Genomic DNA, 14,704 nt, shown 5'->3' on the forward strand with positions numbered 1-14,704 from the left:
TTGGCAATTTCTATGTTGATACTATATATGTCGTCTTGGCTTGCCTATGCCAAAGAGTACAAGCTGATTTTAAAAGATCACTTGTTTTACCCCGCTGAAATAAAAGTACCTGCTAATAAAAAACTGCGGCTTTTGATCGAAAACCAAGATGACACGCCAGAAGAGTTCGATAGCTTTGACTTAAACCGCGAAAAAGTGCTTTATCCGGGGCGCACAAGTGTCATTTATATCGGACCGCTCAGCCCTGGGCGTTATGACTTTTTTGGTGAATTTTCGCCTAATACAGCCAGAGGAACTGTCGTGGCTACGGAGGTGAATGATGCTGATAACTAGTTTATTAATGAGCATTAATCAGCTTTTGCCTGTGGTGATTTTAGCCGTGCTTTTGAGTTTAATTGTGCCTTTAAGTCAGCGCCAACTGAGTATTTATGCAGTGATTGGTACGCTACTAAGCTTAGTGTTTGTGCAAGGCGCTGCTTGGCTGAGTCAGTTATTTGATCACAGAGGCTTAGAGTTTATTCAAATGCTACTGTGTATTGTCATCTTTATCGCTGCATTAATTAGCTGTCAGCAACGAAGCATAGCTGCTGCGCTGGCCTTGATTGCAACCATGACGTTGTATTTAAGCCATTATATGATTTATTTAGTCAGTTTTTGGCACAGTAAAGATACTGCTGAGCCATTGATACTGGGTACATCTTTAGGTGTGGGCATTTGTATTAGCTTTGGCGTGTTGTTGTTCTTTTTGCTTGAGAGTATTGCTAAGCGCGTAGGCGAGCAGCCATTGGTTGTGTTGCTTGCCTTAAATGCAACAGCAAAGCTATTGATATTTCTTGATTTAGCAAGTCAGATCGATTTACTCGATGTGACCTCAAATTATTTAGATTGGCGTGGGTTTTTAGTTGAAAACTCAGAGCTTGGGCGCGTATTAAAAGCCTTAGTAGGTTACGAAGCTACGCCAAGCAAAACCGCGCTATGGGTGTATATCGTTTTTACATTCGCATTTATCGCCTTAGCCCACGTTTTAAAAACTAAAAAGACCAAGGAGCCAGTATGCGGTTCTTAATAGTTAGCTTAACTTGTTTGTTGTTAGCAAGTATCAGCCAAGTCGCTCATGCTGATGGCATGGTGGTTGATAAAGTGTACCACCCTTATGTATTGCCTTTTGAGCGCGAAGTTGAGTGGCGTTTGGTGTCTAGGCAAACTGATAGCGGTAATGTGCTTGCACAGCGTGCAGGCTTTGGCGGCGCAATTAACGACACCATGAGCCTTGAGGGCTACTTAGTTGGCGAGCGCGATGATAACGGTGACTTTGGTTTATCTTCGTATGAAGTAGAATTACGTTGGCAATTGGTCGAGCAAGGTCGTTTGTGGGCCGATTGGGGAGCATTATTTGAGCTTGAAAAACAGCATACACTCGATGCTTACGAAGCGACGACAGGTTTTTTATGGGAAAAAGAGTTTGGCCGTACAAGCCTGACTATGAACGCATTTTTAGTGTATGAATGGGGGGCTGATATTGAAAACGAGTGGGAAAGTGAGTTTCGCTTACAGTATCGTTATCGCTATCGTTCGGCTTTTCAACCATCGATCGAAATATACGCGGGTGAGGACTTTATTGGAGTAGGTCCTGGCTTTACTGGCTTACACAGATTTAGCCCTAAACGCCAGTTAAAATGGGAAGCAGGTTTTATTAGTGAGCTTAGCCAATCAGGCAAAGATCATAGCTTTCGCTTGGCTTTAGAGTTTGAATTTTAATGTCGATAGTGTTTGACTTATCAAACTAACTCTATATAGTGGGCACCAGCTAGAAAGAAAGCGTGTAATTAATAAATCTTTATTTCGTTGTTGTATAAGTAATACTTGTAGTACCGTCCTGAAGTTTTTAAGTACCATCTCATTTTTTGCTACACCCGCCCACTAGGGCATGTTTAATTTTTTATATCAGGAATAATACTATGTCTAACATCGTATCAGGTACAGTTAAGTGGTTTAACGAATCTAAAGGTTTTGGTTTCATCGAGCAAGAAAATGGTCCAGACGTTTTCGCTCACTTCAGCGCTATCAAAAGCGAAGGTTTCAAAACTTTAGCTGAAGGCCAACGTGTAGAGTTCACTCTTTCACAAGGTCAAAAAGGTCCTCAAGCGGATAACATCACTCCGTTATAATTTTTACTTTTAGTAAAAGTTAAGAAGAAGCAAGCTACGGCTTGCTTTTTTTATGCCTAAAAATTGACTGAGCTAGTGAATATTTCTATATTTAATGCAGCTATGTCATTAGAGTGTATTAATTATCTTAAAATATTTGTTGTTAGCATGCCTAAGCTTTGCACCTGTAGTATTGGCAAAAGATAGTGTCACCATCTACACCGAGCAATTTCCGCCGTATAACTTCTCAAATAAAGGGCATTTAGAAGGCATAAACCTCGAGTTTGTTAAAGCAATGTGCGTTGATGCAAACATTGAATGCCAATTCGAGCTCTTACCTTGGTCTCGGGCGTATCACCTAGCTCAGCAAAAGCCGCTGTCAGGTCTGGTCTCTACAGCACGTATTCCCGACCGTGAAGAGTTATTCAAGTGGGTTGGTCCAATGGCTTCCTCTCGTAACTTTTTTTATCGCTTGCAATCAAATGACCGCATTAATCCCATCGACTTATCGCAAGTGAAAGATCATAGCCTGTGCGTAGTAAGAGATAGTATTTACGAAAAGTTTGTAGAGAGTATTGGTTTTCGCAGTGATAAAAACCTTCTTAAAGTGAGTCACTATTACGAGTGTATTAACTTATTTTTCAAAAACAAAATAGAGCTCATTATTGGCTCGGAGCTGTCGTTTAAATACCAATTAATGCAGTATGGTCACCAAGGCAGAGAAGTGGTTAAGTTGGTTGAGTTGCCACTTAATGGTACGGTTGGTAATTTTCTAGCACTCAATAAGGCCTTACCCGAAGAGCTTGTAAGCCGATTACAGGCAAGTTATGACAAGCTCAGTAAACAAGGGTTATTAGAGACTTATATTGAGCAATACAAAGCGAATTAAGGTCGCTGCGCGAGCATCATCACTGCATTGTATCTTGGTGTGCTCATTACCTCATTAAACGCTGCTTTTAGGGCATTTACATAGCGCTCATCGCTATTAATATTTGCGGCGAGATAGCCTTTCATGGTTAAAAAATCGATTGCATGAGCAAAGCTGAAACGAGTTTCATCCAGCGCTAATTGCTCAGCCATAGCCGCAATATAGTTCTTATCATCAATGATTAAATCAACCTTGCCCGACATCAACAGTTGATACGACTTATTGATATCAGAGGTATATACCACTGTATAACCACGCTCTGTTAAGCGCTGCGCCGCTAGGTCATGACGCTGAACCGCTACTTTATATTGCTTAGCTTGCTCGTTTGCAGTGATGTTTATATCGCTGCGAGAGCTCAACTTAACAAAGCCCATTTGGTAGGTTGCCACTTCACCAATCCAATGAAAATGTTTTTCGCGTTCAGCAGTTTTCGCCATACTATAAATAAAGATATTCGGTTTCTTCAGTGCCATATTGTAAGCACGGGCCCAAGGGTAAAGCTCTATATTCGCGTTCAAATTAGCTTTAGCAAAAATGGCTTTCACAAGCTCGGTGCTCTCACCGGCAACTTGGTTATTGATTAGAGTTTGATTAGGTGGCGACAGTTCAGTCACAACGGTTAGGGTCGGCTTACTCAGTGCTGGCCAACTAAAGAAAAGAATTAGCAAATAAAGTCGTAAATAGTTCATTTATGTACTTAAAAGGACTTAGTAATTAAATCTTAGCACATAAAACGATAAAAGGGCCTTGCGGCCCTTGGTGAAGTATCGTTCAAGTCAGATAGACCTTTAACCCCTTAAAGTCCTATCCTATTGTTTTGCAACTACGGCTCATCTCATTAAGTTTCTAAGCTAGCGAGAGGAAAAAACCTGCAATTGCTGCACTCATGAGGTTAGCCATAGATCCTGCTAACACTGCCCTGAGCCCTAAGCGTGCGATATCCTTTCGCCGACTAGGCGCCATACCGCCTAATCCACCTAGTAAAATTGCTATCGATGATAAGTTAGCAAACCCACATAACGCGAATGTGACAATCGCTTGTGTGTGCGCACTTAACGTATCGCGATAATTAATAAAGTCGAGGTAAGCAACAAATTCGTTAACTACAACCTTCTGACCTATAAAACTGCCTGCGATTACTGCTTCGTTCCACGGTACACCTAATAACCATGCAACTGGAGCGAATACGTAACCTAAAATTTCTTGTAGCGTTAATGTTGGATGATCAAACCAACCACCAATACCGCCTAATAACCCATTTAGAAGTGCAATAAGTGCTACGAAAGCAAGTAACATCGCACCTACGTTAAGTGCTAGTTGCATCCCGTTTGCGGCACCTGATGCGGCTGCATCAATTACGTTAACCGGTTTTTCTTCTTGTACGTCTAAATCAGCTAAATCTTCTTTCGGTGTTTCGGTCTCTGGCACAATCATTTTTGCCATTAAGAAACCACCTGGTGCCGCCATAAAGCTGGCTGCAATTAAGTATTTAAGCTCTACACCAATTGTTACGTAACCTGCCATAACAGAACCGGCTACAGTAGCAAGGCCACCAACCATTACCGCAAATAGCTCTGACTTAGTCATGCTGGCGATAAATGGTTTAACAATCAATGGTGCTTCTGTTTGGCCAACGAAAATATTGGCGGTCGCAGAAAGCGATTCAGGGCGCGAGGTTTTCAATAGCTTTTGTAAGCCACCGCCTAGAATCTTGATTATCCAATCCATCACCCCGATGTGATACAACACAGCAACGAGTGCTGAGAAGAACACGATAACGGGCAATACTTGTATCGCAAAAATAAACCCTAAAGTATCTTGCGATGCCAGTGAGCCAAATAAGAAGCTAATCCCGTCATTGGCATAACCAATAACTGATGAGACTCCTCGCGACATACTTGCCAGTACGTTTTTGCCCACTTCAAAGAACAAGACAAAGCCACCAATTAACACTTGAAGTAAAAAGGCGATGCCTACAGTTCTTAAATTAATTGCTTTACGGTTCGTTGAAGCCGCAAAAGCAATGCCTAGTAGCACAACAATGCCTACTAAGCTCATAAATGTTGTCATACTGACTGTTTCCCGTTGTTATTGTTGCAGTAAATATTTTATTTTACTTTTAATTATATCAATGGCAACGCGATTCATACCGCCGCGTGTGACTACGAGATCAGCTTTGTGCTTAGATGGCTCAATAAACTGATAAAACATAGGTCGCACTGTCGCTTGATATTGATCAACAACGGACTGTAATGTTCTGCCACGCTGCTCCATATCTCGTTGCATACGGCGCATAAGGCAGATATCTAAAGGTGTATCAATGAACACCTTAATATCAAATTCTTTTCGAAGTGCCGGATCACTCAATAGCAAAATACCTTCAACGATAAGTACTTTTGCAGGTGCAACTCGACGCGTTTCATCGCTACGGGTATGCATTGCATAGTCATAAGTTGGTACGTCTACTGATTTTCCAGCGCGCAATTGAAGTAAGTGCTCATGCAAAAGCTCATGCTCGAAAGCATCAGGATGGTCGTAATTGGTTTGCGTTCGATGGTCAAACGGCAAATGCGACTGGTCTTTGTAATAAGCATCTTCTTCGATCACTGCGATCGCGCCCGGTTCAAGCTCATTGACTAATTCGTTATAAATTGTCTTGCTAAAAAGAGACTTGCCCGACGCAGATGCGCCAGCAATAGCTATAATTGTTCGTGTCACTAAAGTTCTCGCCCACACAGAAGGAAACATTGTTAGGTAGATCACAATAGCAAAAAAGACACGATTAATCTCTTTTGCTTCGCTTAGAGATGCAAATTTATAATGTTTCTGTTTTATGAAACAGGACTTATGTCCTGTACCAAAAATTCGAAGAGCATATAAAGTATTCACATATTGATAACGAGGTACCCATGGCAAGAGCACTCATCTTAATGGCAGATAGCCTAGGAATTGGCGCAGCACCTGACGCAGAGAAGTTTGGTGATGTAGGCGCAAATACCTTTGCTCATTTACTTAAAGCCTATGCAGAAGAAACAGGTGAGCACTTATCGCTACCTAATCTTACCCGTTTAGGTTTAGCTGATGCATGCGAAGCCGCAGGTAAAGAACCTTGTTTAGTTAGTGACCGCCAAGCACCTATTGGCGCATGGGGTTACGCTAAAGAGTTATCTAGTGGTAAAGACACGCCTTCAGGGCACTGGGAAATGGCCGGTGTACCTGTGTTATTTGATTGGGGTTACTTCCCTAATACACAGCCGTGTTTTCCACAAGAATTTGTTGATGAGCTAATTGCTCGCGCAGGTATTCCTGGCATTTTAGGTAACTGCTATGCCTCAGGAACAACCATTTTAGAACAGCTAGGTGAAGAGCACATGCAAACCGGTATGCCGATTTGCTACACCTCAGTTGATAGCGTGTTTCAAATAGCCGCGCACGAAGAATCATTTGGACTGGAGAAACTTTATCAGGTTTGCGAAATCGCACGGGCGCTGCTTGATGAAATGAACATAGGAAGAGTGATTGCGCGGCCATTTTTGGGTTCGAGCCGTGACGATTTTGCCCGTACAGGCAATCGTCGTGACTATTCGGTGCTGCCACCGTCGCCAACCTTGCTTGATAAATTATCGCAAGACGGCGGTGAAGTGATCAGTATTGGTAAAATTGCCGATATCTATGCGCACCAAGGCATCACCCAAAAACACAAAGCGCCAGGGCTAATGAACTTACTTGAGAAAACCTCAGAAGTAATTGCAAGCGCACCTGACCATAGTTTGATTTTTACAAACTTAGTTGATTTTGATGAAAAGTACGGTCATCGCCGTAATGCAGTTGGCTATGCTAAAGCATTAAAAGAGTTTGATGATTATCTACCGACTATCTTAAATCAGCTAAATAGTGATGATGTATTAATTATCACGGCCGATCACGGATGTGATCCAACAGCAGCAGGCACTGACCATACACGTGAATACGTGCCAGTACTTGCATACCAACCGGGAATGACAAACACCCCGCTTGGAGAACGAGCTAGTTTTGCAGACATAGGTCAAACCCTTGCCCAGTGGTTTAATCTTCCTGCACTTGAATACGGTGATAGCTTTAACGACAAGCTATTAGCGAACAAAAAAGGAAACCAATAATGAGTACTCCTCATATCAGCGCCAATGTAGGCGAATTTGCAGAAACGGTATTAATGCCGGGTGATCCGCTTCGCGCTCAATACATTGCTGAAAACTTTTTAGATGACGCAAAACAAGTAACAGGCGTTCGTAATATGTATGGTTTTACCGGTACCTACAAAGGTAAGCCAGTTAGTATTATGGGTTCTGGGATGGGTATTCCATCAATGTCAATTTATGCCCGTGAATTGATCGTTAGTTACGGCGTTAAAAATCTAATTCGTATTGGTACCTGTGGCGGTATTGGTAGCGATATCAAAATTCGTGACGTTATCTTTGCACAAGGTGCAAGCACAGATTCAAACGTAAACCGTGCGCGCGTACGTGGTTACGACTTTGCCGCAATTGCTGATTTCGGTTTACTACTTAACGGTGTAAACGCAGCCAAAGAATTAGGCATTGAAGCGAAAGTAGGTAATGTATTTACAACAGATACATTCTACCAAGCAGATAACACATTCTATCAAGAATTAGACAAGCTAGGCGTACTTGCTGTTGATATGGAAACAGCTGGCATGTACGGCGTAGCCGCTGAATACGGCGCAAAAGCGATGGCACTATTTACTGTGAGTGACCACGTAATCACTGGTGAAGCGACACCAAGTGAAGAGCGTCAAAGCACTTTTAACGAAATGGTTAAAATTGCTTTAGAATCAATTTAAATAAGTTCCTTGGTAACGTATTCACTGAAATTTGGAAATACGCCCAAAGTGAAGTGAGACTAACCTCAAAGCCGCATTTATGCGGCTTTTTTTATAGCTACAAGTTTACCTGCGTAAAATCCTGCCCGCATCTCGCAACCGCCCCTTAAAACTTGAAAATTCAACTAATTGTTGCCACTTTTAATAGAGGAACAACAATTGAGGATGTGTATGTCTAATTGGGTTGAAGCTAAGGTAAAAGACGTTAAATGGTGGACCGACTCATTATTTAGCTTAATCGTTAATGCCGATGTTGAGCCATTCACTGCGGGACAGTTTACAAAGCTTGCGATGCAAGTAGGTGATAAACGTGTAGCTCGTGCATATTCTTATGTGAATGCGCCGAACAATCCCGACCTCGAGTTTTATCTTATTAATGTCAAAGACGGTCAACTTTCTCAGCAACTCGCAAAATTAAAGCCGGGTGACTCTGTGACAATAGAGCGCCGCGCGACAGGTTTTTTTACCCTTGATGAAGTACCAAGCAGTGAGCAGCTCTATATGCTGAGTACAGGTACTGCGCTTGGGCCTTTTATTTCAATATTAGAGCAGGGCGAAGTGTGGCAAAAGTTTGAGCATGTTCATTTAGTGCATGGAGTTCGTCTTAACGAGGACTTAAGTTATCAAGAACGCATTAAAGCGCTACAGCTGCAGTACCCAAATCTTTACTATTCGCCTGTAGTCAGCCGAGAGTCAGCCACTATCGGTTTTAATGGCCGGATCACAGACGTAATTAAAGATCATCGTTTATTTGATGTAATAGGGCGCCCAACTGTACCTGATACCGCACAATTTATGATTTGCGGTAACCCACAAATGGTAAAAGATACTACGGCTATTTTGCTAGAGCTTGGTTTTAGCCGCAACAGACGCCGTGAACCAGGGCAGATCACAGTAGAGCAATATTGGTAAAAAACTATGCCAAACAGCTAGAATTTGCTACCTTAGCGCCTCAAATCAGGAATGATGCATTTAGGAAAAGTATGAAACCGTTATTTTTTGCAATCAGTTTATTACTCTCTTGGCAGTCAATTGCAAGTGACGAAACCACCGAACAAACCCAACCTCAAACGAGCAATGAACAAAAAGCCGAAAAGAAGGACGTACCTAGCTTAGAGTTTATTGAAGAAAAGCCAGCTACAGAGCAAAAATCAGCGTCTGAAACTGAAAAAGCGACTGTAGAAGCCGCTCAAGTAGAAGAAAAAGCTGAAGAAGCTGCGAAGGCAACGAGTGAAACAACCACAAGCAGCGACGAACAAAAAGCGACAGCCGCAGCCTTAAAAGCGGTTGCAGAAGTTGATGATAGCAAAGTACTCGGTACACAAACCCCAGCACCTGCAGAACAACCAAAAACAGTTGCCGAAAAACAGCAAGCCGTTGCAGAAGCAGAAAAAGCCGTTAACCAAGCTAAAGAAGCACTAACAGCGAAGCAGCAAGAAAAAGCACGTCAGTCACGTGAATCGATGGCGGTGATTGAACAGCTGATTGCAGCTTATAATGCTCGTAACATTGATGCTTTTATCAAAATGTACGATGAAAACGTTGAGTTTTATACATTCCCGAATGAGTTGATGTTCACCGGTAAAGAAAAACTCATTGCACGATACGGCATCATGTTTAAAAAGCTAAAGTGCATTAAATCATCGCCAATTAAACGCATTGTACTTGGCAACATCGTGATTGATCACGAACTGTCTGAAACCTGTACACAAGACCCTAAAGTCGTCGACAAGCGCTCTGAGTTCGTTACCAGCTACAAAATAGAAAATGGCAAAATAACCAAAGTGTTATTCTTCCGTTAGAAAAAAGAGCAGCCTAGCTGCTCTTTTTTTATGGGTGAAATTTAGTGGGTTCAAGTTAGCGAGAGTAAAGGTACGAGTAACGAGATGCGAGAGTAAAGGTACGAGTAACGAGATGCGAGATATGAGATGCGAGATATGAGATTCGAGATATGAGATTCGAGATATGAGATTCGAGATATGAGATTCGAGATATGAGATTCGAGATTCGAGATATGAGATTCGAGATTCGAGATATGAGATTCGAGATGTGAGATATGAGGTAGCAGCGATTTTACATCGCGTCCTAGCGCCTAGGACCTAGTACTTCATCACACAAGTTCTGACTAGTTGAGGGCACCATAGGACCTCTGAAGTTTTTCACGAGCTAACTCAACATTAAACATCCAGTTTATACTTGTTCTTTCTTTATTCCGGATCCATTCCCAGGCCGCGAGTTCTGTCTTTAGTTCTTCCATGCTTGCTATACGTCTATCTAAACATTGCTTATTCATATTACCAATTTCTATCTCGACCATATTTAGCCAACTCGCGTGTTTTGGTGTGTAATGTAATTCTAGTTTATTTAAAATCCGCCGTGCTTCCTGTGGAGAAAATGCTTTATATAACGCTCCTTCTGTATGAGTTGATAAGTTATCTAACACAACTTTTACTTTGTTCGCATGTGGATAATGAAGATCAACTAAATCCCTCATACAATTAGCAAAGTCAATTTTCGTCTTTCTTTCTGTTGCTTTAACATGCCGCCACCCTCGATGGCGATCGAAGAATACAAATAAGTTGGCCACACCTACACGTTTATATTCATAATCTAACCGCTTAGTCTGCCCCGGCTTCATTGGTTGTGCCGGTCGAGTATCATCTACAAGTTGTTTCATCGCCTCATCAAAGTTAATTATGGGGTTTAACTCATCTGCTGGCTCAGCATACAACTCGAGCACATGTTCCATCCGCGCGATATATTCAGCATCCATTGTCGCCACACACCACATCTTTTTTTGCCATGGCTTTAGTGCATTCTCTTTAAGGCGCCTCCGTATTGTTTCATACGAGATACTATCTAAATCGGTTAACGTAACTAATCGCTCTCCAAGTAAAGATAATGTCCATCTAGCGTGACCTGTTGGTGGCTTAGTGCAAGCTGTGGCGATTAACGTTGCTTCATCTTTCGCAGAAGTTTTTCTCATTGCACCACTTCGTGCACCTTCATTCAAAGCTGCCGCTAGATTTTCTTCAACAAACTGGCGTTTGACTCGAAATACGGTGGAAGAGCTCACTTGAACTGCTTCACATATTTGCTCTGTTGTATATCTACAACGGTCAGCTTTTAACAAAATAGCAGCCCGCTTGTACTTTCGAACATTGACCATGCCTTTTTTGCAATAGTCTATTAATTCTTGTTTTTCTTCTTCTGATAATTCAACAATATACTTTCGGTTCATAACAATATTAAGTAAGTTTATATGAGTTAAAGGATCGTTGATTAGGGTAAAAGTTCATTATGAATAAAGAAGAGTCGCCACTGTTTACAGCAAAGCAAGGTCAGTATTTAGCATTTATTTATTACTACACAAAAGTGAATGGGATTGCGCCTGCTGAAAGTGATTTTGAGCGCTACTTTGGAACCGCATCTTCAAGTGTTCATTCAATGATTTCAGTTCTTAAGAAGAAGAAATTTATAACATCAGTTACTGGAAAAAGCAGGAGTATTGAATTATTGATTGAAAAAGATCAGTTACCTGAATTTAAGTAGGGGCAACTGATCAAAATATATGTGAAAGAGTACTAGAACCTAGAACCTAGAACCTAGAACCTAAACCCTAGCGCCTAGCACCTAGAACCCAGAGCTCGCCTATGACGCGGGATAAACCCGCTGCTACATGGGTTTCGGCTAAGCCGTTTCGTTTAGCAACGAATTAAAGCTGTCGTTGTCGTGTAGGCTGGCAAACGCGCTTTCGTGTAATAGCTCGTTACGTAGGTTAGGAGAATACTCAAGGGCCATACGAATATCAGCCATTGCATCGGCGTGTTTGTGCAGTAACGCATAGGCACAAGCACGTTGCCAGTATGCGTAGCCGTAGTCGCTATCAATTTCTAATGCTTGATTACAAAGCTCGATAGCTTCACCTGTTTCGTTAATTTCTAACAGAGCATCTGCTTTGTAGGCAATGGCTTCTACGTCTTCTGGTTTACGTTTTAAGATCTCGTCAAAAATCTCAATCTTGTTCGCAACATCGCTTTCTAAATTGGCACGCATCCATAAAGAATGAACTTCATTGGTGATTGAGATCTTTTGTTGGTTTAATAAGATCTCTTCAGATCGCTCACGTAGCTTTTCTTCAAGTACTTTTAGGCGCTCTTCGTATTCTTGTGTGATCGCACTAACACGTGAGTTTACTATGTCTTCTACTTTGTTTTTCACATCACGCAGTGAATTCCAACCGACTAAAACCAAAATTGAAGCTGTAATCGTAATAATGAAAAACACATTATTAATGGTGTCGGTTGTATAAGTTAATGCACGGTCGGCAGTATCTAGTTGCGTATGAGCAACTTGTTTTGTTACATCTTCGCGCAGTTTTTGTTGGTCTTGGCGCACAGCTTTTAATTCATCAAGAATATAGCGCTCTAACAATGGCTTATACATAGGTTCTTGAAGCTTATCGAGAGCTTGTTGTTGCTCTGCTTCGGTTAAAGCTGGGCGGTTTTCTGGCTCATTTTGAGCTGCTGCAAATGTACTAAAGCTCATTAAAAAAGTGATTAAAATTAAGGTATAACGCATGACATATTAATTTTTAGTGATTTCTGAGGTAACTGTAACATGCGTGAGCATTGTGGACTAGGCAAAAAAAAGCCAGCTCGGGGGAGAGCTGGCCAAACTGCTTAAACAACATAAAGTCGTAAGGGGTATCAACAGGAGTTAGGTACAATATACCCATTTTAATCTGAACAACTACTTAATACTTAATGAGTTTTTAAAAACTTATATTCGTTCTGTCAGAATCACAATGTTCGTCTAGACTTAAGGAGTCGTAAAACTAAAAGGTGAGAGTATGCGCCAACAACTAGTCCAACTGCTGTATGGAGTATCAATTTCTTCTGATCTTGATAGTGGCAATGTTGAATTAGCTGAACGCTTAATTCTGAATGCTGTACTTGATGGCCTAGAAATTGGCCGAGCAGGGATCTGGCTGTTAAATGAAGAAAACACCGCAATTGAATGCCGGTTACTACTCGATAGAGAAAACGGCAAAGAAATCCAAATGTTAGTGCTCCCACGTGATGCATACCCAGCCTATTTTAAAGCACTCGACACCCAACGTACGATTACTGCCGAAGATGCTCATACCGACCCTGCTACGTATGAATTTAGCGAAAGTTACTTAACACCTCTTAACATAGGTGCAATGCTCGATGCGCCAATTCGATATAAAGGAAAAATGATTGGTATATTTTGCTGTGAGCACATAGGTGGAACAAGGCAATGGACAGAAGACGAATGTTCATTCATCGGTGCTTTGGCTGATCTTTATGGCAGAGCCTTGTCTGCACAAGAAAACGAACGCATCAATGCAGAACTTGAGCGTGCCAATCAACATCTAGAACAACGTGTTGCAGAACGAACGCGTACGCTTGAAAAAACTTTATCTGAACTGACCGCGATGCAAGAAAAGCTCATTGAAGCCGAAAAAATGGCTTCACTGGGTAATCTTGTTGCGGGTATTGCCCATGAGGTTAATACGCCGATTGGCATAGCAGTCACAGCAAATAGTTCGGCAAAAGATAAGCTAAATATGCTTAATAAACACATAGATTCAAATACCTTAACAAAAGCGGCCCTACTTGAAGGCATGAATCATTTAAACGAGTGTATCAAAATATCGTTTACCAACCTTGAACGGGCTGCAAAGCTAATCAGTGACTTTAAACAAACAGCGGTTGATCAATCATCGCTTAATTTACTCGAAACCAACATTAAAGATTACTTTGAAAATATCTTACATAGCTTAATGCCACTTACACGTAGTCATAATGTTGAAGTAAACATCAACTGTGTTGATGACTTTTCGCTAATAACCGTTCCGGGGGCACTTAGTCAAATATTCTTAAATCTTGTAAATAATAGCTGTGTCCACGGATTTGTTGGCCGTGAGCAAAACCGCATAGATATCGCTGTAAGCATCGATAACGACACCAATAGCTACACCATAACCTATAAAGACAACGGTCATGGCATGACCGAAGATGTAATGCATAAGGTATTTGAGCCATTTTTCACTACCAAGCGAGGCAATGGTGGCAGTGGTTTAGGTATGTCGATAGTTTATAACCTTGCAACGCAAGCGCTGCAAGGCGAAGTGAGCATCGATAGCAAACCTGATAACGGCGTTACTGTCACCTTCAAATTGCCGCAAAAGCTCACATAACTAATTAATATTTATACAAGTTGTTGGCTAAATAATCTGGTGACTGGGTAATAAAATTAAAAATTAATCAGCTTGCTTAGCAAGACAAGAAATATCAGTGCATTTATTGTCTTTGCAAAATTGTTTAATACGTTTTTTAGAATATAAATAATTAATGCTCAATGGTGTGATTAACAGCGCTAGCCAAAACAACACCGAGCTTCTAAAGGTTAGCCCCACAAGCGATGCGACGACCAGGCCTGTTAACATCAAGATAGGTAAATTGGCGATAAAAAAGTTAATGCTTAGTTGTCTAGCAACGTCAGGATTAATGGTTTTCATAAGGGCTACTCGCTGTTTAAAAATACCCTTATAAAATGGACGGTTTTATAAAATGAATCAAATCAGATTTTTCTATCGGTGCAATCGATTTAAAACTATGTTCTGGATCTAGCTTTATTAAAGTACAACTCCTATAGTTTTAAACAACAGGAACTTATTCGCTATTAGTTATTCATAACTATTAGAAAATCTCTCTTTGTGAC

Annotated in this window: 17 protein-coding genes; 11 read left to right on the top strand and 6 right to left on the bottom strand. The window is 41.3% G+C overall.

Annotation, left to right across the window (positions count from 1 at the left end):
- Positions 1 to 6: 6 nt before the first annotated feature.
- The 5 genes from J8Z28_RS18580 to J8Z28_RS18600 all read left to right on the top strand — a co-directional run bounded on the left by J8Z28_RS18580 (position 7) and on the right by J8Z28_RS18600 (position 3,036).
- Complete coding sequence (locus J8Z28_RS18580; protein WP_350338402.1) at positions 7 to 333, top strand: cupredoxin domain-containing protein; 327 nt, start codon at positions 7 to 9, stop codon at positions 331 to 333.
- Positions 317 to 1,066: an iron transporter gene (locus J8Z28_RS18585; RefSeq protein ID WP_250660733.1), complete on the top strand. Its 750-nt coding sequence runs from the start codon at positions 317 to 319 to the stop codon at positions 1,064 to 1,066. The genes J8Z28_RS18580 and J8Z28_RS18585 overlap by 17 nt, the downstream gene beginning before the upstream one ends.
- Entirely contained in the window at positions 1,054 to 1,758 is a 705-nt protein-coding gene (locus tag J8Z28_RS18590; protein WP_250660734.1) for a hypothetical protein, read from the top strand. Before J8Z28_RS18585 ends, J8Z28_RS18590 begins: the two co-directional genes overlap by 13 nt.
- Before the next feature lie 200 nt (positions 1,759 to 1,958).
- Positions 1,959 to 2,168, top strand: coding sequence for a cold-shock protein (locus J8Z28_RS18595; RefSeq protein WP_004587186.1), 210 nt, complete (start codon positions 1,959 to 1,961; stop codon positions 2,166 to 2,168).
- Positions 2,169 to 2,340: 172 nt separating this feature from the next.
- Positions 2,341 to 3,036 carry a substrate-binding periplasmic protein gene (locus tag J8Z28_RS18600; protein ID WP_250660735.1) on the top strand — a complete coding sequence of 232 codons (696 nt, stop codon included), beginning with the start codon at positions 2,341 to 2,343 and terminating at the stop codon, positions 3,034 to 3,036.
- On the opposite strand, the gene J8Z28_RS18605 is transcribed toward J8Z28_RS18600, so the two are convergent.
- The 3 genes from J8Z28_RS18605 to udk form a co-directional block, all read right to left on the bottom strand.
- Positions 3,033 to 3,764, bottom strand: coding sequence for a substrate-binding periplasmic protein (locus J8Z28_RS18605; protein ID WP_250660736.1), 732 nt, complete (start codon positions 3,762 to 3,764; stop codon positions 3,033 to 3,035). The two genes, J8Z28_RS18600 and J8Z28_RS18605, sit on opposite strands and share 4 nt — an antisense overlap.
- 157 nt (positions 3,765 to 3,921) lie before the next feature.
- Positions 3,922 to 5,145, bottom strand: a complete 1,224-nt coding sequence (locus J8Z28_RS18610; protein ID WP_054563193.1) for a NupC/NupG family nucleoside CNT transporter — start codon at positions 5,143 to 5,145, stop codon at positions 3,922 to 3,924.
- 18 nt (positions 5,146 to 5,163) lie between these two features.
- The gene (udk, locus tag J8Z28_RS18615) at positions 5,164 to 5,793 is read right to left on the bottom strand and encodes a uridine kinase (RefSeq protein ID WP_054553619.1); all 630 of its coding nucleotides are present in this window, start codon (positions 5,791 to 5,793) and stop codon (positions 5,164 to 5,166) included.
- Between the two features lie 191 nt (positions 5,794 to 5,984).
- Here udk and J8Z28_RS18620 point away from each other — a divergent pair, with 191 nt between their 5' ends.
- From J8Z28_RS18620 to J8Z28_RS18635, 4 genes are all read left to right on the top strand, one after another.
- Complete coding sequence (locus J8Z28_RS18620; RefSeq protein ID WP_063528418.1) at positions 5,985 to 7,214, top strand: phosphopentomutase; 1,230 nt, start codon at positions 5,985 to 5,987, stop codon at positions 7,212 to 7,214.
- Positions 7,214 to 7,915 (top strand): purine-nucleoside phosphorylase, encoded by a 702-nt coding sequence (gene deoD / locus J8Z28_RS18625; RefSeq protein ID WP_036972525.1) that lies wholly within the window; start codon positions 7,214 to 7,216, stop codon positions 7,913 to 7,915. The genes J8Z28_RS18620 and deoD overlap by 1 nt, the downstream gene beginning before the upstream one ends.
- Before the next feature lie 210 nt (positions 7,916 to 8,125).
- On the top strand, positions 8,126 to 8,866 hold the full coding sequence (locus J8Z28_RS18630; RefSeq protein WP_250660737.1) for a ferredoxin--NADP reductase: 741 nt from the start codon (positions 8,126 to 8,128) through the stop codon (positions 8,864 to 8,866).
- Positions 8,867 to 8,937: 71 nt separating this feature from the next.
- Positions 8,938 to 9,756 (top strand): nuclear transport factor 2 family protein, encoded by an 819-nt coding sequence (locus J8Z28_RS18635; protein ID WP_058584432.1) that lies wholly within the window; start codon positions 8,938 to 8,940, stop codon positions 9,754 to 9,756.
- 323 nt (positions 9,757 to 10,079) lie between these two features.
- On the opposite strand, the gene J8Z28_RS18640 is transcribed toward J8Z28_RS18635, so the two are convergent.
- A complete protein-coding gene (locus tag J8Z28_RS18640; RefSeq protein WP_250659374.1) occupies positions 10,080 to 11,195 on the bottom strand; it encodes an IS630 family transposase in 1,116 nt (371 codons plus the stop codon).
- Between the two features lie 59 nt (positions 11,196 to 11,254).
- Between J8Z28_RS18640 and J8Z28_RS18645 the strand changes: the two genes are divergently transcribed.
- Positions 11,255 to 11,506: a LexA family protein gene (locus J8Z28_RS18645; RefSeq protein ID WP_175081208.1), complete on the top strand. Its 252-nt coding sequence runs from the start codon at positions 11,255 to 11,257 to the stop codon at positions 11,504 to 11,506.
- Between the two features lie 138 nt (positions 11,507 to 11,644).
- Here the strand turns inward: J8Z28_RS18645 and J8Z28_RS18650 are convergent, their stop codons facing one another.
- Positions 11,645 to 12,535 (bottom strand): tetratricopeptide repeat protein, encoded by an 891-nt coding sequence (locus J8Z28_RS18650; RefSeq protein WP_058584434.1) that lies wholly within the window; start codon positions 12,533 to 12,535, stop codon positions 11,645 to 11,647.
- Between the two features lie 271 nt (positions 12,536 to 12,806).
- Between J8Z28_RS18650 and J8Z28_RS18655 the strand changes: the two genes are divergently transcribed.
- Positions 12,807 to 14,180 (top strand): GAF domain-containing sensor histidine kinase, encoded by a 1,374-nt coding sequence (locus tag J8Z28_RS18655; protein ID WP_250660738.1) that lies wholly within the window; start codon positions 12,807 to 12,809, stop codon positions 14,178 to 14,180.
- 63 nt (positions 14,181 to 14,243) lie between these two features.
- Here the strand turns inward: J8Z28_RS18655 and J8Z28_RS18660 are convergent, their stop codons facing one another.
- Positions 14,244 to 14,501, bottom strand: coding sequence for a hypothetical protein (locus J8Z28_RS18660; RefSeq protein WP_250660739.1), 258 nt, complete (start codon positions 14,499 to 14,501; stop codon positions 14,244 to 14,246).
- Between the last annotated feature and the right edge of the window lie 203 nt (positions 14,502 to 14,704).

Source organism: Pseudoalteromonas sp. SCSIO 43088 (genome assembly GCF_023650795.1).
GTDB lineage: Bacteria > Pseudomonadota > Gammaproteobacteria > Enterobacterales > Alteromonadaceae > Pseudoalteromonas > Pseudoalteromonas shioyasakiensis.

Bases quoted from the DNA above. Each gene is read 5' to 3' on its own strand.
- J8Z28_RS18630 (WP_250660737.1), top strand. From the start codon at position 8,126: ATGTCTAATTGGGTTGAAGCTAAGGTAAAAGACGTTAAATGGTGGACC.
- J8Z28_RS18590 (WP_250660734.1), top strand. From the start codon at position 1,054: ATGCGGTTCTTAATAGTTAGCTTAACTTGTTTGTTGTTAGCAAGTATC.
- deoD (WP_036972525.1), top strand. From the start codon at position 7,214: ATGAGTACTCCTCATATCAGCGCCAATGTAGGCGAATTTGCAGAAACG.
- J8Z28_RS18645 (WP_175081208.1), top strand. From the start codon at position 11,255: ATGAATAAAGAAGAGTCGCCACTGTTTACAGCAAAGCAAGGTCAGTAT.
- J8Z28_RS18585 (WP_250660733.1), top strand. From the start codon at position 317: ATGATGCTGATAACTAGTTTATTAATGAGCATTAATCAGCTTTTGCCT.
- J8Z28_RS18640 (WP_250659374.1), bottom strand. From the start codon at position 11,195: ATGAACCGAAAGTATATTGTTGAATTATCAGAAGAAGAAAAACAAGAA.
- J8Z28_RS18650 (WP_058584434.1), bottom strand. From the start codon at position 12,535: ATGCGTTATACCTTAATTTTAATCACTTTTTTAATGAGCTTTAGTACA.
- J8Z28_RS18595 (WP_004587186.1), top strand. From the start codon at position 1,959: ATGTCTAACATCGTATCAGGTACAGTTAAGTGGTTTAACGAATCTAAA.
- J8Z28_RS18610 (WP_054563193.1), bottom strand. From the start codon at position 5,145: ATGACAACATTTATGAGCTTAGTAGGCATTGTTGTGCTACTAGGCATT.
- J8Z28_RS18635 (WP_058584432.1), top strand. From the start codon at position 8,938: ATGAAACCGTTATTTTTTGCAATCAGTTTATTACTCTCTTGGCAGTCA.
- J8Z28_RS18605 (WP_250660736.1), bottom strand. From the start codon at position 3,764: ATGAACTATTTACGACTTTATTTGCTAATTCTTTTCTTTAGTTGGCCA.
- J8Z28_RS18620 (WP_063528418.1), top strand. From the start codon at position 5,985: ATGGCAAGAGCACTCATCTTAATGGCAGATAGCCTAGGAATTGGCGCA.
- J8Z28_RS18660 (WP_250660739.1), bottom strand. From the start codon at position 14,501: ATGAAAACCATTAATCCTGACGTTGCTAGACAACTAAGCATTAACTTT.
- J8Z28_RS18655 (WP_250660738.1), top strand. From the start codon at position 12,807: ATGCGCCAACAACTAGTCCAACTGCTGTATGGAGTATCAATTTCTTCT.